We start from the raw sequence: 21,201 nt of genomic DNA, 5'->3' as shown, positions 1-21,201 counted from the left end.
CACGACGGTGCGCGCGAATCCGGGATCGGCCGCGCCTGGACGTCCCCTCGTCGGCGGCGATACTTCATTGTGCTCGCAGGGACTGACAGCAAAACGTCGTCGGGCCCCGCCGGTGGCGCCCCCGCGCCGCCCTCACCCGGTGGCGCCCCCGCGCCCGCCCTCACCCGGTGGCGAACGTCCGGCGCAGGCAGCCGACCAGGCCGTCCGGGGTGGGCGGGTGGAACCGCCCGGCGAGGTGGCCGTCGGGTCGGACGAGGAACGCCTCGCCCGGGCGGGCCCCGTACGCGGCGGCGAACTCTCCCGCCCCGTCGCGGACGATCGGCATCCGCCACTGCGGCGCCGGCGCCCCGGGGGCGAGCACCGCGTAGACGTCCAGCAGCCCGTGGGCGGCGGAGAGCGCCGCGACGGCGCAGGTGGTGACGGACTCGCCCGGGGCCCCGGGGCCGACGTGGAACAGCAGCGTGTGCCGGGGGCTGCGCAGCACGTCGAACAGCCGCAGGGGGAAGCTCGCGAGCTCGCGCTCCAGGCCCCGGCAGTCGGGTGCCCGGTCGCCGGGGGCGGGCCCGGCGGGGGAGCCGTCGGCCGGGGCGACCAGGGGGCTGTCCGGGTAGCCGACCAGGAGCTGGGCCTCGCGCCGGAGGACGGTGTCGAGGTCCTCGGGGTCGGCCGGCACGCCCGCCCCGGCGTGGCGCACCGTCCGGCCGACCACTTCCGCGCCGACCGGGTGCCGTTCGGCGTGGTAGCTGTCGAGCAGGCCGTCCGCGTCGATACCGCGCACCGCCAGCGCCAGCTTCCAGGCCAGGTTGTAGGCGTCCTGGATCCCGGTGTTCATGCCCTGCGCCCCGGTCGGCGGGTGGATGTGGGCGGCGTCCCCGGCGAGGAACAGGCGGTCGGAGCGGTAGGAGCCGGCCAGCCGGGCGCTGATCCGGAAGGTGGAGGACCAGCGCAGCCCGGAGGCCTGCACCGGCCGCGGCGAGAGCCGGTCCAGCACCGCCTGGATGTGCCGCAGCTCCGGTGCCCGGTCGCCGTCCAGGCCGTGCCGGACGCTGTCCGCCGCGCCGCTGCCGGTCGTCGCGCCGCCGCCGTCCGCACCACCCTCCGCCGCACCACCCGCCGCCGGGCCGCCGCCTGCCGGGCCGTCGTCGCCGGACAGCTCCTTCGGCACCATCATCGACATCCGGTACCGCCCGCGGCCGGGGAGCGGGATGCAGACCAGGAGGTCGTCCACCGCGCCGTCCGCGTCGTGGTGGCTGGCCCGCACGCCGTACCCCTCCGGGAGGTCCCACTCCACCTCGACGTCGCCCAGCATGTACTGCTCGGGGAAGGCATCGCCCTCGAACGTCACACCGGCGGCCTTCCGGACCAGGCTGTGCGCGCCGTCGCAGCCGATCACGTAGCGGGCCCGGACGGTGCGCGGCCCGCCGGGCGTCCGCAGCCCGGCATCGACGTGGCCGGCGCTCTGGTGGAGCGAGACCAGCTCGCTGCCGCGTTCGACGTGGGTGCCGTAGCCGGCCAGGTGCTCGGTGAGCAGGCGTTCCGTCGTGTACTGCGGGAGCGCGGCGAACGTGTAGGGGATGTCGGGCGGCAGGGCCAGCTCGATCCGCGGGCCGGGCCGGCCGTCGACGAACAGCAGCTGTCCGCGCATCGGGACGGCCTCGTCCAGGGCGGCGCGGACCAGGCCCATCGCGTCCCACAGCTCCAGGGTGCGCGGCTGCACGCCCACCGCCTTGGCGTAGTGCTGCGGGGTGGCCAGCCGGTCCACGATCCGGCAGCCGACCCCGTGCCGCCGCAGCTCCGCCGCGGCCGTCAGCCCCACCGGGCCGGCGCCCACCACCAGTACGTCGGTCTCGTCCATCACCGCTCCTCGGCCGGCCGCTCGACGACCGACCGCCCGCGAACCGCTCGTCGACGGCTCGTCGGCCGCCGTCCGGGCATGCGCGATCGTCTCCCTTCCAGGCTGCGCCCGACCCGCACCGGGCCGCCACCCGTGCACACCGGGCCGCCACCCGTGCACCGGCCCGGCGGCGTCGAACCGGCGCCCCCGGTCCGGCGGTGGGGCGCGGTGCCCCGGCCGGCGGCGCTACCGGCTCCCGGCGCGCGGCTCCATCCGCAGCCCGAAGGCCGCCGTGCCGGGGTCGAGGGCGGTGACCCCGCCGTCGACGGTGAGCACCGCGCCGTTGACGTAGCTCGCGGCGGGGGAGAGCAGCCAGCCGATGGCCGCGGCCACCTCGGCGGGCTCGCCGGGGCGCCCGGCGGGGGTGAGCCGGGTGGCCTCGCGGTAGGCCTGCTCGATGCCGCCCGGCAGCTGCTCGTTCTCGGCGAAGCGCGCCATCGGGCGGTCGGCCATTTCGGTGCGCACCCAGCTGGGGCAGACGGTGTTGGCGCGCAGCCCGCGGTGGCCGTAGTCGACGGCGAGCGAGCGGCAGAGCTGGAGCAGCGCGGCCTTCGAGGTGGCGTAGGCGGCGTTCGCGGTGCCGTTGAGCAGGGCCGAGACCGAGGCGACGGCGACGACGGCCCCGCGCGACTCCAGCAGGTGCGGGAGCGCCTCGCGCAGCAGCAGGAACGGGCCGGTGACGTTGGTCCGCATCACCAGCTCCCAGTCCTCCGGGGTGACGTCGCCGACGGAGCCGCCGCGGCCGACCCCGGCGTTGAGTACGAGCCCGTCGAGCCGGCCGTGGGCGGCGACGGTGGCCGCGACGAGGGCGCGGACGTCGTCGGGGTCGGTGGTGTCGGAGACCTGGGCGAGCGCCCCGGTCTCCCGGGCGACGAGCTCCAGCGGTTCGGCGCGCCGGCCGGAGACCACCACCCGGTGGCCCTCGGCCGCGAGCAGGCGGGCGGTGGCGGCGCCGATGCCGGTGCCGCCGCCGGTGACGAGGACGACGCGCTGGTCGGACATGCCGGTACCCCCGGGGAGTTCGATGCTCTGTGGACCATCGGATTGTAGGCTCACGGCCCGTCAGCTCCGGTGCCCGGGGCCACCCGCAGGGGCGGCGGGCACCGGCCGGGCGAGCCGGCCGCAGGGCTGCGCCCGGTGCTCCGGCCGGGAGGGCGTACGGCCTCACCCGATGGGTGTAACTCGGCCCGCCCGGCCCGCCGCCGCACCGCGTCCGGGCGGACCGGCGTGCGACCTTGGCGCTGCGGTCCGGTCGGCAGCGCCCGCCGCCGAGACGCCGAGACGCCGAGACGCCGAGACGCCGAGACGCCGAGACGCCGAGACGCCGAGGCGCCGAGCCGCCCAGCCGCCCAGCCGCGAGGTGGCCGGGACCACGGGCACCGGCCGCCACCCCCCCGCCGAAGTCACCGATCCACCGGAGCTGTCACATGCGCCGACGCCGGAGCCTGCTCCTGCTCGCAGCCACCCTCCTCGCCCTCTCGGCCAGTACCTCCCAGAGCGCCGTGGCCGGTCACCCGCCGGACGGCGGCCCGGACCTCCAGCGCGGCGTCGTCCGCAGCGGGGACACCCCGCTCGGCGCCGCCGAGGTGACGCTGTACCGGGCCGGCCGCCGGCCGGGGGAGCCGGCCGAGGCGCTCGCCCGGGCCCGGACCGACGCCGAGGGCCGGTTCCGGCTCGCCTACCACCGGCCCGCCGACCCGCGGGCGGTGCTGTACCTGTTCGCCGAGCGCGGCCGCGGCGGGCCGGTCGGCCTGGCCGCCGTGCTGGGCGCCCCGCACCCGTACCCCGAGGTGGTGGTCAACGAGCGGACGACGGTGGCGGCCGCGTACGCGATGGCCCGGTTCGCGGGCGCGGCGGGGCTCCCGGGCGCGGCGGGGGGCCCGGGCGGGGCGGGGATCTCGGGCGGCTACCCGGGGCTGCAGAACGCCGCCGCGATCACGCACAATCTGGCCGACCTCGCGGACGGCGGTGTCGCCCGGGTGCTCGCCACAGCGCCGAACGGCCCGGAGACCTCGACGCTGCCCGCCTTCAACTCGCTGGCGGACATCCTGGCCGGCTGCGTGGCCGGGCAGACCTGCGAGGAGCTGTTCCGGCTCGCGCGGCGGCCCGGGCAGCCGGAGCCGGCCAACACCTTCGAGGCGGCCGTCGCCGTCGCGCACGCGCCGGGCGAGCACGTCGCCGAGCTGTTCGCGCTGGCCGCCGTGCGGCCGCTCTACCGGCCGGCGCTGCCCGCCGCGCCCGACGCCTGGACGCTGGCGCTGCGCTACACCGGCAACGGCCACGAGTTGAACGGCCCGGGCAACCTCGCCTTCGACGCCGACGGCAACGCCTGGGTCGCCAACAACTACCAGTACGCCGCGGACCCCCGCACCTCCGTCTGCGGTGGCCGGAGCCTCCTGCGGTTCACCCCGACCGGCGAGGACGCGCCGGGCGCGCCGTACCAGGGCGGCGGCCTCTACGGCGCGGGCTACGGCGTCGCGTTGGACCCGAAGGGGGACGTCTGGGTCGGCAACTTCGGCTTCCAGGGCGCCGGTTGCCCGCTCGACCCGGATCAGCTCCACCGCAGCGTCTCGCAGTTCGGGCCGGACGGGACGGCCAAGTCCCCCGCCGACGGGTGGCGTTCCGGCGGTATCGTGCAGCCCCAGGGAACGATCGCCGACCGGGACGGCACCATCTGGATCGCCGACTGCGGCGGGCGAAGCGTCACCGTCCTGCCGCACGGCGACCCGCAGGCCGCGCGCCGGATCGCCCCGCCGGACGGCGCCCTCGTCAAGCCCTTCGACCTCGCCGTCGACGGGGACGGCCGGGTGTGGGTGTCCGGCAACGGCAGCGACAGCCTCGTGCAGCTCTCGCCGGAGGGCGAGCCGGTCCGCACCGTCACCGGCGGGGGCATCAAGAACCCCCTGGGCGTCGCCACGGACAGCCGCGGCAACGCCTGGGTGGCCAACAGCGGTGTCGTGCCGCTGCCCTGCGAGGACGGCACCGCCGCCGGTCTGGCCGACGCCGTCCGGGACGTGCGGCAGCGGGTGCCCGGCGCCTCGGTGACCATGGTCCGCCCGGACGGGACCACCCCGGAGCAGCCCTTCGTGAACGACGGGCTGTTCCTGCCCTGGGGCATCGCGGTGGACGGCGACGACACCGTCTGGGTCGCCAACTTCGGCGGACACCGGGTGGCGCAGCTCTGCGGCACCCGGCTCTCCGCCTGCCCGCCCGGCCACCGGACCGGGCAGCCGATCTCGCCGCCCGCGACCGGCTACACCTTCGACGGCCTGACGCGGAACACCGCGGTGCAGATCGACCCCTCCGGGAACGTCTGGCTCGCCAACAACTGGCAGACGGTGCCGCTGCCGACCAACCCTGGCGGCCGCGAACTGGTCGTCTTCATCGGCCTCGCCGCACCGGTCTGCGCCCCGCTGATCGGCCCGCCCGAGCAGCCCTGACCGCCGCGGCGGGGCGGGCGGCGACGGCGGGCGGCGACGGGGGCGGGGCGGTCGGTGCCGGGCGGCCGCCCACCCCGGGCCCGGCGGTGTCGGCGGCGGACCGTAGATTCGGCGCGACCGAGCAGCCCCGAGCCAGCCGTGAACAGGACGCCGAGAGTCATGACTTCACCCACCGCCGACCACCGCACCGGCCGGGCCCGGCACCGCTCCGGCGCCGCCGAGCACGGCGCCGCCCTCACCGAGCGCGTCGTCGCCGCCGTGGCGGCCGACCCGGGCCGGCCGGTGGTCGGCCACGCCCCGTCGGCCGGCCCGTGGCTGACCGGTGCGCCCGAGCCGCTGCCGGCCGGCGCCCCGGCCGCCGCCGCCTTCCCCAGCGGGCGCCCGCTGCCGCCGAGCCTGCGGCGCTGGCTGGCCTTCGACACCGGCCTGCTGCGCCGGTCCGGCTGGCTGGGCCCGGACGACCGGTTCACGCCGCGCCCGCTGGGCCGGCTGGCCCGGGACGAGTTCGGCGAGCCGTGGGGCTCCTGCTTCGACCCGCTCTCCGACCGCTTCGACGAGTGCTTCCTGCTCCCCGGCGGCTCCGACTCGCGCCGGGTGCTGGCCACCGGCGAGGCCGACGCGTACGGCGAGTACCCGGTGTTCGCCCTGGACGTGGACGACCTGCCGTGCATCGAGCTGATGTATCCCGGGCTGGACGTCTACCTGGCGGACACCGCCGGGCTGATCGTCCGTCGGGGCACCGGCTACTCCGCCCTGGCGCAGGACGCCGTCTACGGTCCGCGGATGCGCACGCACGCGCGCAACGCCTTCGACGGGCAGCTGTACGAGGAGTGCCTGCCGGAGGCGTTCTGACCGGGAGGTCCGCCGGTCCGGGCCCGGACCGGCCGCCGTGCCCGCCGGACCGGCCGCTGTGCTCCCCGCTGCGGGAGGGTGGGGCGCCGGGTGCGGCGCGGTGCTCCTGGGGCCGGTGATCGCGGTGGCCTCTTGCGGTCACCCGGCGCCGTCCGGCCGTCGGGTGGTTGACCCCGGGGCAGGCGGCCGGTTGGCTCGGTCGCGGGCCCCGGGGCCGGGCGCCCGACCGGCGGCCGGCCGGGGTCCGCGTCCAGGAGCGCAGGGCCATCGTGGGGGGACCACCATGAAGTGGACCAGGAGCAGGGCCGTCCGAGCGGTGGGCTGCACGGGCGTGCTGGCGGCGCTGGCGCTGGCGGGCGTCGCCGTCCCGGCCGGGGCGTCGCCGGGCGCGGTTGCCCGGCCGCGCACCGAACTCCTCAGCAGCACGCCGGCCGGCGCGCCGGGCGCCGGGCGGTCGTACGCCGGGGCGCTGAGCCCGGGCGGCCGGTACGCGGTGTTCGACTCCGAGGCCGCGGACCTCGTGCCCGGGGACACCAACGGGACGCAGGACGTCTTCGTCCGCGACCTCTCGACCGGCCTGGTCGAGCGGGTCAGCGTGGCGTCGGACGGGGGCCAGGCCGGCGGTTACTCGATCTCCGGGGGGATCAGCGCGGACGGACGGTTCGTCACCTTCTCGTCCGAGGCCGACAACCTGGTGCCGGGGGACACCAACGGTGCCGAGGACGTCTTCGTCCGCGACCGCCGGACGGGCCGGACCGAGCGGATCAGCACCGGCGATCCCGCCCAGCCGCAGACCGGCGGCTCGGGCTCCCCGGTGATCAGCTGGGACGGGCGCTACGTGGCCTACGACTCGGGCCGGGCGGACCTCGTCCCCGGTGACACCAACCAGGTGGCCGACGTCTTCGTGTTCGACCGCCGCACCGGGGCGACGAGGCGCGCCTCCGTGGGCGTCGGCGGCGCGGAGGCGGACCGCGCCTCCGTCAACCCGGTGCTCAGCTCGGACGGCAGCCGGGTGGGCTTCACCTCGAAGGCCGGCAACCTGCTGCCGGGCGGCCCGGCCACGCCGGCGGCCCGCGCCGGCGGGGACGGCCCGGGCACGGGGCCGGCGGCCCGCGCGGCCGCCGAGGGGCCGGGGATCACCAAGCCGCAGACGTACCCGTACTACGTCCACGACCTGCGGACCGGCCGGACGGAGGGCGGGAGCCTCGGCTCCGACGGGGTGCTGGCCAGTGCGAACGCCGGGTACCTCAGCCCGGACGGGCGCCGGGTGGTCTTCACCACGCGCTCGTCCGACATCGTCCCGGGGGACACCAACGGCCTGCTGGACGTGTTCGTCCGCGACCTGGCCACCGGGACGACCCGGCTGGTCAGTTCGGCGCAGGACGGCACCGCGTCGAACGGGATGTCCTACGATCCGGTGATCACGGCGGACGGCCGTAGCGTCTTCTTCACCTCGGAGGCCGACAGCCTCGTCCCCGGTGACACCAACGCGGTCTCCGACGTCTTCCGGCGGGACCTCGTGACGGGCCGGGTGGAGCGGGTCAGCGTGGCGGCGGACGGCGGCCAGACGGCGGGTGCCTCCAGCGGCCCGTCGGTCGACGCGCTCGGCGCCGTCGTGGTGTTCGGCTCCGAGGACGGCACGCTCGCCGCGGGCGACACCAACGGCGCCCCCGACGCCTTCGCCCGCAGGCTGTAGCGGCTCCGCGGGCCGCTCCGCCGCCGGGACCGCCCCCGCTCCACGGGGTGCCGGGCCCGGTGGCGTGGCCCGTCCGGCCGCGCCGTGGCGAGGCGTCACCTACCGTTTTGCGATTGTGAGCAGTTCTGAACAGTTAGCGACAATCCCGGTCAACTCCTGACGATCCGTCAACGGGTCTCCTACGCTTCGTCCGGCTTCGGCAGGTGTCGGAGCGCCCGCATGACCCGATGATCCGACCAGTCTGGAGAGAATTTTCGTGAGAATACGTCGTTCGCCGCTCCGCTCCTGGACGGCCGTGGCCGCCACCGGTGCGGCCACGGCCGCGCTGCTGTCGCAGCCCGGCACCGCCGCGGCGGCCGCGCCGCCGCCCGTCACGGCGGCCACCGTCGCGGTGGCGGCCTACCCGGCCGGCGTCGCGCTCGCCCCGGACGGCAGCCGGGCGTACGTGACCAGCCAGAGCAGCGGCACCGTCACCGTGCTCGACACCGCCGCCAACGCGGTGGCCGGCACCTTCACGGCCGGCACCGGCTCGTACGCGGTGGCCTGGGCGCCGGACGGCCGGCACGCGTACCTGACGCACCACCAGGACGGTACCGTCAGCGTGCTGGACACGGCGAGCAACACCGTGACGGCCACCGTCCCGGTCGGCGCCGAGCCCTTCGGGGTGGCGGTCGCGCCCGACGGCGCGCACGCGTACGTGAGCAATGCGGGGGACGGCACGGTCAGCGTGCTGGACACGGCGACCAACACCGTGACGGCCACCGTCCCGGTCGGCGCCGAACCGCACGGCGTGGTCGTGGCGCCCGACGGGGCGCACGTCTACGTGGCAGCCTCGGGCGCCCAGGCGGTGGACGTCATCGCGACCGCGAGCAACACGGTCGGCGCCGGCGTCCCGGTCGGCCACGGCGTCTTCGGGCTGGCACTCAACGCCGACGGCTCCCGGCTCTGGACGGCCAACGGCGGCGACAACACCGTCAGCGTGCTGGACACCGGCGCCGGCACCGTCACGGGCACCGTGACGGTGGGCACCAACCCGTACTCCGTCTCGCTCTCGCCGGACGGGCGCCGGGCGTTCGTCTCCAACTACGCCGACAACACGCTGAGCGTGATCACCACGGCCGACCGTGCGGTCACCGCGACCGTCCCGACCGGCGCCAGCCCCTTCACGCTCGCCCTCACCCCGGACGGGCGGCACGGCTACCTGAGCGACTTCGACGGCAGCGCCGTCACCGTGCTCGGCTTCCCGCTGCCGGTGCCGGCCGTGACCGCCGTCGCCCCCGCCTCCGGCCCGCAGGCCGGCGGTACGGTCGTCACCCTCACCGGCACCGACCTGGCCGGCGCCACCGCGGTCGGCTTCGGCGCCGCCGGCAACGCCACCGCCTTCAGCTGCACCGAGACCTCCTGCACCGCCACCGCGCCCGCCGCCACCGCGGCCGGAGCCGTGGACGTGCGGGTCACCACCCCGGGCGGGACGAGCGCGGTGACCACCGCCGACCGGTTCAGCTACGTCGCGCCGACCGCCGACCTCGCCGTCGCGCTCACCGCCCACCCGGTGGGCGGCCTGTTCTCCGGCCGGGTCGACTACACGCTGACCCTCACCAACCAGGGCCCGAACGCGGTGGACTCGGCCACCGTCGTCGCCGACCTGCCCTCCGGGTTCAGCGCCTCGTCCACCGACTGCACGGTGGCGGCCGGCAAGCTGACCTGCACCGTGGCCGGCCCGCTCGCCAAGAGCGCGAGCACCACCCGGCACCTGACCGTCCAGGTCGGCCTGCTCAACCTCGGCCGCACCTTCACCGTGACGGCCAACCGCACCGCGAGCGCGCCCACCGACCCGGTGGCGGCCAACGACCGCGCGGCCCGGACCTGCACCGCCACCCTGGCGCTGCTGATCAGCTGCACCTGAGCCCGCCCGTCGCCGGCCCCGGCCCCCCGTGCCGGTGCCGGCGGCGGCCACGCCCCCGTTCCCTCCCCGACTGCGGGGCGGGGGCGGGGGCGCGGCCGTTCTGGACGAAACGTCCAGACTGGACGTACAGTCCAGACATGCGTACGGAACGTCCGACAGCGGCCCCCGGGCCCCCGCCCGCCGCCCCCGCCGCCCCCGCCGCCCCCGAGGCACCGGCCGGGCCCGCCGACCCGCGCCTGCGGCCCTGGGGGCCCGTCTGCCAGGCGGTGGCACTGCTGCTCGGCCCCTACGCCGAGGTCGTCCTGCACGACGCCGTCCGGGACGAGGTGCTCGCCATCTGGAACCCGACGGGCGGCCGCGCCCCCGGTGACCCGTCCCTGCTCGGCGAGCTGGCCGGGCTCGACCCGGCGGCGCCCGACGTCTACGGCCCCTACGCCAAGCTGCTGCCCGACGGCCGGCGGCTCTCCTCGGTCAGCGCCGTGCTGCGCGACACCGACGGTCACCCCGCGGCGGTGCTCTGCGTCAACCTCGACCGCGGGCCGCTGGAACACGCCGCCGCCCTGCTGGCCGGCTTCGCCGCCCCGACCGTGCCCCGCCCCGAGCCGCTCTTCGAACAGGACTGGACCGAGCGGATGAACGACGTCATCGGCGGCTACGTCCGCGCCCACGGCCGGCCACTGGACCGGTTCGGCCGCGAGGACCGGCTCGCCGTGCTCGGCGAACTCGACCGGGCCGGTGTGCTCACCGTCCGCCGGGCCGTCCCCGCCGTCGCCACCGCACTCAGGGTGTCGCGCTCCACCGTGTACACCCTCCTCGCCGAGCTCAAGGCCGGCCCCGCCCCCACCGCCCCACCGAGGAAAGACAGATGACCGTGCTGCCCGACTTCCGGCTGGAAACCTACTTCTCCCGCTGGGAGTTCACCGCCCGCCACCACCTCACCGCCTCGGACGCCCAGACCATGGCGATGTCCGAACTCCTCGCCCTGGCCGGCCCCGAGGACCGCCACGCCTGGGAACACCTCACCCTCGGCTACACCGAGACCTTCGGCGACCCGGCCCTGCGCCACGCGATCGCCGGCATGTACGAGCACCTCGACGCCGACGACGTGATCTGCTTCGGCGGCGCGCAGGAGGCGCTCAACCTCGCCATGCAGGTGCTCCTCGGCCCCGGTGACCACGCCGTCGTCGTCACCCCCGCCTACCAGTCCGCCGAGACCGTCCCGCTCTCGCTCTGCGACGTCACCGGAATCGCCCTGGACGCCGACCGCGACTGGGCGCTCGACCTGGACGCGCTGACCGCCGCGCTGCGCCCCAACACCCGCGTCGTCTCGGTGAACTTCCCCAACAACCCCACCGGCAAGGTGATCGACGCCGAGGACTTCACCCGGCTCGTCCGGCTCTGCGACGAGCGCGGCATCCACCTGTTCAGCGACGAGGTCTACCGGGGGCTGGAGCGCGACCCGGCCCGCACGCTGCCGCAGGCCGCCGACCTCTCCGAACGCGCCCTCTCGCTCAACGTCACCTCCAAGTCGCTCGGCCTGCCGGGCCTGCGGATCGGCTGGATCGCCTGCCGGGACGGCGAGTTGCGCAGCCGGCTGGAGCGCGCCAAGCACTACACCACGATCTGCAACTCCGCGCCGAGCGAGATCCTGGCCCGGATCGCCATCGAGAACCGCGAGCGGATCCTCGCCCGCAACCGCGGCATCCTGGCCGCCAACCTGCCGGTCTTCGAGGAGTTCTTCGCGGCCTTCCCCGAGCTCTTCGACTGGCAGGCCCCGGACGGCGGCTGCGTCGCCTACCCCCGCTACCTCGGGCCGGACGGGGTGGAGGACTTCTGCACCGGCCTGGTCGAGGAGGCCGGCGTCCTGCTCCTCCCGGCGAGCATCTACCGCTCCGAGCTGACCCCGACGCCCCCCGACCGGTTCCGGATCGGCCTCGGCCGCCGCGACCCGGGCCCGGCGCTGGAGGCCTTCGCCGACTGGCTGACGGCCCGGCGCTGACCCGCGCCCGGGCGAGGTGAACCGCCCCGGCCCCGCGGCCCGTTGAGGGAGGTGCGGGGCCGGGTGGTCCCGCACGGAGACCTCGGGAGGGCGGCCGTGCTGCGAATGGACGGACCGTGGCGGATCACGGTCATCGGCAAGGACGCCGCCTTCGACCAGCGGGTGGTGGTCCGGGCCTCGTACGGGACCAGCGTCCTGGCCGGCCGGGTGGGGGAGTGCCTGGACGTCCGCGACGACGAGTGGGAGCTGGCGCTGGAGCACCGCTTCAACGGCCAGTGGTGGCCCAACGTCCGGATGCGGCCCGGCCCGGTGCAGATCCTCGGCTCCGGCGTCCGCACCCGGGTGATCCGGAGCAAGGACGCCGACTGGACGGGCGGCCACCCCGACCACCCGAACCTGGAGCTGCGGCTCGAATCGCTGGGCACCGCCGCGCCCCGGGCTGCCGGGGCGGCCGACGCCGCCGGCGCTCCCGAGGCCGCGGGCACGGTGGTGCCGGCGCTGCAGGTGGGCGTGCCGGCGCTGCCGGCCATGCCGCCCCGCCCCGCGACGGCGGCCAGTCCCGTGACGGCGGCCCGCCCCGCGACGGCGGCTTGGGCGGTGTCGGGGGCCGGCGGGCCGGCGGTCGGCGGGGACGGCATCCCGGCGGCGACCCAGACGATCCGCACCAGCTCCGGTGCGGGCAGTCCGGACGGTACGGGCGGTACGAGCAGTGCGGGCGGCACGAGCAGTGCGAGCGGTACGGGCAGCACGGGTGGTGCCGGCCGGGAGCAGGCCGGGGGAGCGGAGCGGACCGGCCGCTGACCGGGCAGGCGCCCGACCGCGCCTGCACCCGCGCCGGCCTGCGCCCGTCCGCCGGCCTCAGCCCTGCCGGGCCGCCTTCGCCCGGTACTTGAGCCCGAGCAGGGCGCCGGAGAGGCCGTGCGGCACCAGCCAGGAGACGTCCTCGCGGTCCACCGCGTCGAACCGGTACTTGTACGACTCGGTGCCACGCAGGAAGTCGAAGGTGGCCAGGCCCTGGCCGGCGGCGGCCCGGATCGCCTCGGCGATCACCGCGGTGCCGAGCCGCAGCGGGGCCCAGGACTGGTCCCAGCCGATCTGGTAGTACGCGAAGGTGTCCCGCCAGCGGAACCCGTACAGCACGCCGACCACCTCGCCGGCCCGCTCGGCGACCAGGAAGGCCGGGCCCTCGCCGCGCCCGGTCGCGGCGGCTCGCTCCAGCAGGCGCAGGTGCAGCGGCGCACGGGCCGCGTCGAAGGTGGTGGGCCGGCCGAGGGCGGCCCGGCGTTGCCGGTGCAGCCGGAGTACGGCGTGCACCAGCTCGGCCCGCTCGGCGAGTTGGTCCTCCCCGGTGGCCGGCGCCACCCAGCGGAAGGTGATCCCCTCGGCGGCCAGCTTGCGGCCGTAGCGGCGCAGGTCGGCGCGGAACTGCCGGGAGCCGAGTGCGTCCGGGCCCGCCGTGAGGTCGGCGCGCGGGCAGGGGGTGCGGCCGGTCTCGGCCGCGCCGGGCGGGAGCAGTCCGGTCTGCCCGGCGTCGAGGTCGGTGAGCAGCAGGGTTGTGCGGCGGGCCCGCCGGCCGAGCCAGCCGGCCACCTCGGCACGGCGTTCCGGCGCGACGGTGAAGCCGCAGTGGTCGGCGGCTCCGGGGCCGGAGCCCAGGACGGTCAGGCAGGGTACGGCCAGCGGCGCGCGCGGGTGGAGCCGGCGCCGGGTGCGCAGCAGCGGCACGACGGCCGAGACCCGGCCGTCCGGCTCGCGCCAGACCGTGATCTCGCCGGTGCCCTCCTTCGCACCGAGCGTCTCCCACCAGGAGAGCGCCCACTCGGGCGTGCTGAACCACGAGCTGTCCGGATCACCGGCGGCCAGTGCCCGCCAGCCGTCCAGGACGTCCGCCGGCAGTGCGGCGCTCCGGTACCGGACGGGCGTGGCCGCCCCGGTCACCGCGTCGGCAGGTGCCATCCCCCAACCCCCAGTTCTGCGTGGGCCCGTGGCCGGCCCGGGCGCGACCCGGCCACGGGCCCGTTCGGACCGCTGCTCCTCAGACCCCGCCGCGCAGCCGGTGCACGGCCGGGTGCAGCCCGGAGAGAATGGTGTCGAACCTGTCCCGTCCGGTGGCGGAGTTCACCCGGAGCCGGCTGATCCGCAGCGGGCGGCGCGGCAGCAGCCGGTCGTGCCGGTGGTCGAAGAGGAAGCCGAGCCGGTAGCCGAGCCCGCGCAGCACGGCGTCGGCGCGCTCGTCGACGTTGCCGTTGGGGTAGGCGAAGGCGGTGGGCTCCGCGCCGCCGAGCCAGCCGGCCAGCTCGGAGTGGGCGCGGGTGATCTCGCTGCGGACGGTGTCGTCGTCGCAGTGGTCCAGGCAGGGGTGGCCGGCGGTGTGGTTGCCGATCGTCACGCCGGCCCGGTGGAGCGTCAGCAGGTCCTGGCGGGTCAGCTGTTGCTGCCGTGGCGCGGCGGCGCGGGCACTGTCGCGCAGTTCGGCGAGGGCGGTGCGGCGGTCGGCGTCGGGGAGGGTCTTGAGCCGGCGGACGACCGCGCCGGGTGCGCAGCCGGCGAGCCGGCGGGCGGTGCCGCGGTGGGCGGCCAGGAAGGCGGCCTCCGTCCACCAGAACGGCTGGTCCCCGTCGATGTGGTCGGTGACCACGAAGGCGGCCGCCGGGATGCCGAGCCGGGTCAGGACGGGCAGGGCCTCGGTGAGTACCGTGCGGTCGCCGTCGTCGAAGGTGACCAGGACGCTGCGGGCCGGCAGCGGGCGGCCGCCGTGGACGGCCTCCTCGACCAGGGCCGGCGGGACCGGGCGGGCGATCCGGACGAGCCGGGCCATCTGGAGCGCGAACGTCCGGGGGTCGTCGATGCCGTGGTAGGCGAGGACGGCCAGGCGGCGGGTGGCGGCGAGCCGGAACAGCGGTTGCGCGGGTGAGTGGCGCAGCACCGCGTCGACGGTGGCGCGCCGGCCGGCCAGCCGTCCGCGGGCCGCCGGCGTCGGCGGTCCGCCCGGTCCGCCGGCCGTTCCGGCCGGGTCGTCGGTGCTGCCGGCGGGGCCGCCGCCGGCCTCGGTCGAACGCGTGGTCCCCTCGGGCATCGACACGCTCCCCCTTCGTCCCCGTCGGTCCTGCGGTGGCGGGGGTGGAGCGCGGTGCGTGGGCAGGCCGCGCCGTTCGGCGCGCGCCTGCGGGTGGGCGGCCCGCCCCGCTCCACGAAGTCCCAAGATAGAGCAAAAACCCATGCTCCGAGGAGGGTTGCACCGGTCGGTCGGGTTTCTCGGGGAGGTTGGCGCATTGTCGGCGGGCCGGTGGCCCGGGTGCGGGCCGGGAGTTTTCCGAGTGGTCGCCGGTGGCGGCGGGAGGCGCGGGAGGGGCGGGCCCCACCGCGCCTCCCGCGCCCCCTTCCGGCCCACCGGGGCCGGAAGAGAGCCGCGGATCCCGAGGGATCAGAAGGGGCCGGTGCAGCTGGTCACCCGCTGGGCCGCGTCCAGGGCCGGGCCGCCGGTGGCGCAGACCATCCGGAGGTCCTTGGTGACGACCCGCGGGGTGACGGCCTTGGCGAAGCCGTTGGTGACGGTGGTCGCGGAGGCGACGGTGACCCACGGGGCGCCCCAGGACCGCTGGGTGCGGACCTCGACCTGAACGAGCGTCAGGTGGGCCGGGTCCGCGGCCGACACCTGGGCCACTCCGACGAATCCCCCGCCGTCCTTCTCCTGCCAGACGCACGGCCGGTTGACCGCGGTGATGCAGGCCACGGCCCCCTCCCCGCTGCTTGCCGTCGTTGCCGGGGCCGCCACGGCCGGCAGTGCGGTCGCCGCCGTGATCCCTGCCACCGTGACCATCAGAGCTGCGATTTGAGCGCGCATGATATGAACCTCCTTGGAAAACAAGGGAATCTCACTGGGTGGGATGAGTCTTGCACATTTCATGGGCATGCCATATGTGCGCTGCATCACACTCAAGGTGACCGTTCAACTACGTGCTGCAACCAGGCGCCCCGAGGGCCCCGGCGGCCCCGGGCGTCGGCGGACGGCGGGCCGCACCGGCCACCGGCCCCGCCGGGGCGCCGCCCCGCAGGGTGCGGCCCGCCCCGCGCGCCCCCGCCAACTCGGCGGGTTCGGCATCGGATTGACGCCCGGTCGGCCCGCCGGCCGACGGCGCGACGCGGCGTTCACTCGTCCGGGTGGCGGACCTGCGTGCGGCGGTTCGGACGGCTACGATCGACGCGACCCACGGAGGTGGCCCGGATGGACACGGTCATCGTGCAACTGCCCGAATCCCGTCGGGAGCCCGCTCCCGCCGGCCCGTCGCACCGACCGGCCCGGCCCCTCCGCACCGCCCGGCCCGCCGGCCCGGCGCCGGCCGCCCGGCCCGCGCTGCTGCACCTGGGCCCGGGCGAGGTGGCCGGGTTCGGGCGCGGCGAGCCCGGCCGACCGGCCGCCGTCCCGCTCACCGACCGGGGCGTCGCGCGCCGCGCCGGCGAGATCACCGCCGCCGAGGACTACTGGCGGCTCTCCAACTTCAGCGGCACCGCCACCTACGTGGTGGAGAATCTGGAGGGGGCGGGCGAGCACGTCAAGGTGGCGCCCGGCAGGCTCGGCGCGCCGGTGCCGTTCGAGTTCTCCCGGGTGCTGCTGCCGGCCCTCGGCGAGCCGGTCTCGTTCAAGGTCTTCGCCCCCCAGCACGCCTACCTGGACGGCGGGCCGGGCCCCGACGGCGGCGAGCCGACGGTCAGCCCGTTCGCCCTCGACCCGACCTCGAAGTACTTCCTGGTGCTGCTCGCCCTCTGCGAGCCCCGGCTCCGCTCGCCGTCCGCCGCCCTCGTCCCGGGGGCGACCGAGGTGGTGAGCAGGCTGCGCGCCCTGCCGGCCTGCCGCGAGCTCACCCGCTCCGCCGTCAACTACCACATCGACTACCTGGTGGCCACCAAGCTCCGGCTGCGCGAGAGCCCCGAGGAGAGCCCGGAGGCGGCCGCGCGCGGCGGCGGCAAACGGGAGGAACTCGTCGCCCTGGCGCTGCGGTTCGACCTCGTCCGGGAGGAGCACCTCGCACTGCTCCCGCCCCGGCGGGGCTGCTGACCCCCGTGCCGCCGCCCGCCCGCCCCGGCGCCGCGCGCCCCCCGGACCGGCCCGGCGAACCGTCCCCCGCCGTGCCGTCCTCCGCCGTGCCGCCCGGGTACCTCGTGGCCGGCTACCGGATCGGCGAGCAGATCGGCGCGGGCGCCTGGGGCACCGTCCACGCGGCCCGCGCCGCTCCCGGCACGGGCGGACCGGCCGAAGCCGCCGTCAAGTTCATCGGCCCGGGGCAGCTCGGCCCCGGCCGGCGCCGGACGGTCGCGCAGGTCGCCCGGAGCGAGATGCGGTTCAGCCGCCGGGCCGACCACCCGCACCTGATCCGCACCCACGCCGTGGTCACCCTCGACGATCCGGCGCACCCAGCGCTCGACGGCGCGGTCGCCCTGGTGATGGAGCGGGCCGCCCGCAGCCTCCAGGACGTGCTCTCCTCCGCCCGCCCGCACCGGCCCGTCCCCGGGGCCGCCCGCATCCTCGCCGAGGTCGGCGCGGGCCTCGTCCACATGCACCGGGCCGGCTGGGTGCACGGCGACCTCAAGCCCGGCAACGTCCTGCTGATGCCGGACGGCACGGCCAAGCTCGCCGACTTCGGCCTGACCGCCGAGATCGAGGGCACCCACGCCTATGCGCCGCCGCTCGGCTCGCCCGACCACGTCCCGCCCGAGTGGTGGTCCGAGCGGGCCGGCGCGCGCGGCGTCGCCCTGCGCCCCGGTGCCGACCTGTGGGCCTTCGGCGTCCTCGCCCACCAGCTGCTCACCGGCGGGCTGCACCCCTTCCTCGGTGCCACCGCCCGGGCCCGCTCGCTCGCCGCCCAGGCCTACGCGCGCGGCGCCGCGCCGCTACGGCTGGACGACGCGCTGCCCGCGCCGTGGCGCGCGGTGGTGACGGCCTGCCTGACGGCGGACCGCCGGGCCCGGGGGCGGCTGGACCTCGCCGCGCTGCTCGCGGCGGCCGGCGGGCCCCGCCGCGCCGCCGCCCCGGCCCGCCGTCGCCGCCCGCTGCTCGCCGCGGCGGGCGGCCTGGCGGCGGCCGCCCTGCTCACCCTCACCGGCGCCCCGGAGCCGCCGGCCGTGGCCGGGCCCCGCCCCGCGGCCGGCCCCGCGCAGCCGCCGCCGTCCCGGCCGGCGGGCGCGATCCCGGCCGGTGCCGACGTCCCCGCGGAGCTGCGCGGGCCGATCGAGGACGCCGCCCGCCGCTGCCCCGAGCCGGAGATCACGCCGGCGCTGCTGGCCGCCATGCTCAAGGCCGAGAGTGGCTTCGACCCGCACGCCGCCCGCCCGGAGTCCGGCGAGTACGGCGTCGCGATGTGGACGCCCGCGGTCTTCAACGCCTGGGCGCAGGACGGTGACCACGACGGCGTCAAGGACTACCTGGATCCGGCCGACGCCATCGTCTCGATGGGCAACTACGTCTGCTGGCTGGACCAGCAGTTCAAGCACCGGGGGATGACGGCGGATCTGCCCGCCCTCGTCACGGCCGGGTACCGGACCAGCGACAAGACCGTCGCCGCCGCGGGCGGCGTACCCGAGCGGGTGAAGGCGCATGTCGACAAGGTGCTCGGCTACCTCGCCGAGTACGGTGGCTGACGGCTGCGGACCGGCGCGGTTGCCGTCCGGCCGGGCTACGGGCCCGTCACCCCGGTGGCCCTCCCCGGCGGTGTCACCCGGTCGCGGGGGTGGCGGGATGCGATGCTCGGCCGCATGTTCACGAAGCTCAACGCGGCCGCGACCCAGTGGACCGTCGTCGTCCCGGTGGTGGCCTTTGTCGTCCTCCTCCTGACCTGGCACCGCTCCGTGCCCGGCTGGGTGGTGGCCGTGGTCGCCTGCCTCCTGGCCGGTGCGGTGCTCTCCGCCGTGCACCACGCCGAGGTGATCGCCCACCGGGTGGGGGAGCCGTTCGGCTCGCTGGTGCTCGCCGTGGCGGTGACCGTCATCGAGGTGGCGCTGATCGTGACGCTGATGGCCGACGGCGGGGACAAGGCCGCCACGCTGGCCCGGGACACCGTGTTCGCCGCCGTGATGATCACCTGCAACGGGATCCTCGGCGTCTCCATCCTGGTGGCCGCCCTCAAGTACCGGGTCGCCGTGTTCAACGCCGAGGGCACCGGCGCCGCGCTGGCGTGCATCGGCACCCTCGCCACCCTCAGCCTGGTGCTGCCGACCTTCACCACCAGCTCGCCGGGACCGCAGTTCTCCTCCACCCAGCTGATCTTCGCCGCGACGGCGTCCCTCGTCCTGTACGGACTGTTCGTGGCCACCCTGACCGTCCGCCACCGGGACTACTTCCTCCCGGTCACCCCGGAGGGCGAGGTCGTCGACGAGGAGGACCACGCCGGGCTGCCGACCGTCCGGGCGACCCTGGTCAGCCTGGCGCTGCTCGGGGTCGGACTGATCGCGGTGGTGGGTCTGGCCAAGGGCGTCTCGCCGACCATCGAGTCCGCCGTGTACTCGGCCGGGCTGCCGTCCTCCGTGGTCGGCGTGGTGATCGCGCTGCTGGTGCTGCTGCCGGAGACCATCGCGGCGGTCCGGGCGGCCCTGCGCAACCGGGTGCAGACCAGCCTCAACCTGGCCCTCGGCTCGGCGCTGGCCAGCATCGGGCTGACCATCCCGGCGGTCGCCGTCGCCTCCGTCTGGCTGCCCGGGCCCCTGGTGCTCGGACTCGGCCCGTCGCACCTCGTCCTGCTCTCGCTGACCGTCGCCCTCGGCACGCTCACCGTCATCCCGCGCCGGGCGACGCCGCTGCAGGGCGCGGTGCACCTGGCCGTGCTGGCGGCGTACGTGGTGCTCGCCGTGAACCCCTGAGCCGCTCCGCGCGCCCCGGGCGCACGCCCACTCCGCACGCTCACTCCGCACGCCCCGGCCGTCCTGCCGCGTCCCGGCGGGGCTGCGCCGCCCCGGCCCGCACCGGCCGCCACGCGGCCCGTACCGACCTGCGCCGGCCCGTACTGACCCCTACTGACCGGTACCGGCCCGCGCCGGACCCGCCTCCGCCGAGCGCCGGGCAGGGTGCGAGGATGGCCCCGACCGCCCCCGACGGCGGATCCCCGCCGACCGGCCGCCCCCGCACCCCGGGGCGGCCCATCTGGGCACACGGCGAGGTGGTCCGCGCTGCGTACCCCGGCAGCCACTCCGGCGCGGCGTCTCCCTGCACGTACCCCCTCACCTGCGAAGAAGACGCATCGCGATGCACCGTACCCTCATCACCCCTGCCTCCAGACCCGCCCCGCCCGCCGCCGGCGCCCCCGCTGCCGGCGCCCGTGCCCCCGGCTCCTCCGGGCCCGGCACCCCCGCCTCCGGGCGGGTCCGCGGGCCGCTGCGGACCGCCGCCCTGTTCGGTGCGGGCGGGCTCCTGCTCACCGGCTGCGGCAGCGGCGCCGCCCCGGCCCCCGGCAGCCCGGACGACCTCCGCGCCGCGCTCCCCAAGGCCGTCCGGACGGCCGGAGTGCTCAAGATCGGCTCCTACCTGAACTACCCGCCGGTCGACTTCAAGGAGCCCGGCGGCGCGCCCGCCGGCCTCGACCCGGAACTGGCCCGGGCGATCGGCTCCGCCCTCGGGCTGCGGGTCGAATTCACCGACATGGCGTTCGAGAAACTGATCCCGGCCGTCCAGGCCAAGCAGATCGATCTGGCCATGTCCGCGGTGATCGACACCAAGCAGCGCCAGCTCGGCGCGGCCGACGACGGCCACCAGGCCGACCCGGGCGTGGACTTCGTCGACTACTTCGGCTCCGGCACGTCGATGGTGGTCAAGGCCGGCAATCCACTGAACCTCGCCTCGCTGGAGAGCCTCTGCGGGCGGACGGTCGCCGTCCAGCGCGGCACCGTCCAGGACGAGCTGGCCACCCGGCAGACCGCGGCCTGCCTGCGGACCGGGAAGGCGTTGCAGATCCACCGGTTCGAGAGTGACGACCAGGCGCTCGCCGAGGTCGCCGCCGGCACCGCGGCCGCCGATCTGAACGACTACCCGGTGGCCCAGTACAACACCACCCAGCCGGGCGGGGCCGGCACGTTCCAGCTGGCCGGGACCAACTTCCTCCAGGCCGGCCCGTACGGCATCACCGTCGCCAAGGACAACACGGTGCTGCGCGACGTGATCGCCAGGGCGCTCGACCAGGTGATCCACAGCGGCGCCTACGACAAGATCCTCGCGCAGTGGAACCTGCACCGGGGCGCCGTCTCCAGTGCGGTGGTCAACGGCGGCCTCTGACGGCCGTCGGCGCCGGGCCGGGGCCGGTGGACCGGGCCGGCCCCGCCCGGCGGAGCCACCGGGCCCGCCCGCCCCGATGGCCGGTAACGACCGGTCATCGGGGCGGAGTCCGCGTGTCGGGGCGCGGTGCGGCGGTCGCTGTCCCTATCGTCTGAGAG

Annotated in this window: 16 protein-coding genes; 11 read left to right on the top strand and 5 right to left on the bottom strand. The window is 76.7% G+C overall.

Annotation, left to right across the window (positions count from 1 at the left end; translation table 11 throughout):
• Positions 1–160: 160 nt before the first annotated feature.
• Positions 161–1,855 carry an FAD-dependent monooxygenase gene (locus OH807_RS05040; protein WP_406194373.1) on the bottom strand — a complete coding sequence of 565 codons (1,695 nt, stop codon included), beginning with the start codon at positions 1,853–1,855 and terminating at the stop codon, positions 161–163.
• Between the two features lie 225 nt (positions 1,856–2,080).
• On the bottom strand, positions 2,081–2,896 hold the full coding sequence (locus OH807_RS05035) for an SDR family NAD(P)-dependent oxidoreductase (protein ID WP_406194371.1): 816 nt from the start codon (positions 2,894–2,896) through the stop codon (positions 2,081–2,083).
• A gap of 425 nt (positions 2,897–3,321) precedes the next feature.
• On the opposite strand from OH807_RS05035, the gene OH807_RS05030 reads away from it, so the two are divergent.
• The 7 genes from OH807_RS05030 to OH807_RS05000 all read left to right on the top strand — a co-directional run bounded on the left by OH807_RS05030 (position 3,322) and on the right by OH807_RS05000 (position 12,588).
• Complete coding sequence (locus OH807_RS05030) at positions 3,322–5,334, top strand: NHL repeat-containing protein (RefSeq protein WP_406194367.1); 2,013 nt, start codon at positions 3,322–3,324, stop codon at positions 5,332–5,334.
• A gap of 159 nt (positions 5,335–5,493) precedes the next feature.
• The gene (locus tag OH807_RS05025; RefSeq protein ID WP_406194365.1) at positions 5,494–6,186 is read left to right on the top strand and encodes a hypothetical protein; all 693 of its coding nucleotides are present in this window, start codon (positions 5,494–5,496) and stop codon (positions 6,184–6,186) included.
• Between the two features lie 283 nt (positions 6,187–6,469).
• Positions 6,470–7,882: a TolB family protein gene (locus OH807_RS05020; protein ID WP_406194362.1), complete on the top strand. Its 1,413-nt coding sequence runs from the start codon at positions 6,470–6,472 to the stop codon at positions 7,880–7,882.
• 256 nt (positions 7,883–8,138) lie between these two features.
• Positions 8,139–9,788 (top strand): cytochrome D1 domain-containing protein, encoded by a 1,650-nt coding sequence (locus OH807_RS05015; RefSeq protein ID WP_406194360.1) that lies wholly within the window; start codon positions 8,139–8,141, stop codon positions 9,786–9,788.
• A gap of 137 nt (positions 9,789–9,925) precedes the next feature.
• Positions 9,926–10,657 carry a transcriptional regulator gene (locus OH807_RS05010; protein ID WP_406194357.1) on the top strand — a complete coding sequence of 244 codons (732 nt, stop codon included), beginning with the start codon at positions 9,926–9,928 and terminating at the stop codon, positions 10,655–10,657.
• On the top strand, positions 10,654–11,787 hold the full coding sequence (locus tag OH807_RS05005; RefSeq protein ID WP_406194355.1) for an aminotransferase class I/II-fold pyridoxal phosphate-dependent enzyme: 1,134 nt from the start codon (positions 10,654–10,656) through the stop codon (positions 11,785–11,787). The genes OH807_RS05010 and OH807_RS05005 overlap by 4 nt, the downstream gene beginning before the upstream one ends.
• Before the next feature lie 96 nt (positions 11,788–11,883).
• Positions 11,884–12,588 carry a hypothetical protein gene (locus OH807_RS05000; protein ID WP_406194352.1) on the top strand — a complete coding sequence of 235 codons (705 nt, stop codon included), beginning with the start codon at positions 11,884–11,886 and terminating at the stop codon, positions 12,586–12,588.
• 57 nt (positions 12,589–12,645) lie between these two features.
• Here the strand turns inward: OH807_RS05000 and OH807_RS04995 are convergent, their stop codons facing one another.
• From OH807_RS04995 to OH807_RS04985, 3 genes are all read right to left on the bottom strand, one after another.
• Positions 12,646–13,743, bottom strand: a complete 1,098-nt coding sequence (locus OH807_RS04995) for a GNAT family N-acetyltransferase (protein ID WP_406194350.1) — start codon at positions 13,741–13,743, stop codon at positions 12,646–12,648.
• 79 nt (positions 13,744–13,822) lie between these two features.
• Complete coding sequence (locus tag OH807_RS04990; protein ID WP_406194347.1) at positions 13,823–14,863, bottom strand: polysaccharide deacetylase family protein; 1,041 nt, start codon at positions 14,861–14,863, stop codon at positions 13,823–13,825.
• Between the two features lie 348 nt (positions 14,864–15,211).
• Positions 15,212–15,631: a hypothetical protein gene (locus OH807_RS04985; protein ID WP_406194345.1), complete on the bottom strand. Its 420-nt coding sequence runs from the start codon at positions 15,629–15,631 to the stop codon at positions 15,212–15,214.
• Between the two features lie 381 nt (positions 15,632–16,012).
• Between OH807_RS04985 and OH807_RS04980 the strand changes: the two genes are divergently transcribed.
• The 4 genes from OH807_RS04980 to OH807_RS04965 all read left to right on the top strand — a co-directional run bounded on the left by OH807_RS04980 (position 16,013) and on the right by OH807_RS04965 (position 21,043).
• Positions 16,013–16,843, top strand: coding sequence for a serine/threonine protein kinase (locus tag OH807_RS04980; RefSeq protein WP_406194343.1), 831 nt, complete (start codon positions 16,013–16,015; stop codon positions 16,841–16,843).
• Between the two features lie 71 nt (positions 16,844–16,914).
• Positions 16,915–18,423 carry a serine/threonine-protein kinase gene (locus tag OH807_RS04975; RefSeq protein ID WP_406194341.1) on the top strand — a complete coding sequence of 503 codons (1,509 nt, stop codon included), beginning with the start codon at positions 16,915–16,917 and terminating at the stop codon, positions 18,421–18,423.
• A gap of 114 nt (positions 18,424–18,537) precedes the next feature.
• Positions 18,538–19,638 (top strand): calcium:proton antiporter, encoded by a 1,101-nt coding sequence (locus tag OH807_RS04970; protein ID WP_406194339.1) that lies wholly within the window; start codon positions 18,538–18,540, stop codon positions 19,636–19,638.
• A gap of 382 nt (positions 19,639–20,020) precedes the next feature.
• Positions 20,021–21,043 carry an ABC transporter substrate-binding protein gene (locus tag OH807_RS04965; protein WP_406194337.1) on the top strand — a complete coding sequence of 341 codons (1,023 nt, stop codon included), beginning with the start codon at positions 20,021–20,023 and terminating at the stop codon, positions 21,041–21,043.
• Positions 21,044–21,201 lie beyond the last annotated feature (158 nt).

It is taken from the genome of Kitasatospora sp. NBC_01560, assembly GCF_045208415.1.
GTDB lineage: Bacteria > Actinomycetota > Actinomycetes > Streptomycetales > Streptomycetaceae > Kitasatospora.
Note: the sequence above shows the minus strand (reverse complement) of the source record. Positions and strands in the feature narration are given on the sequence as shown.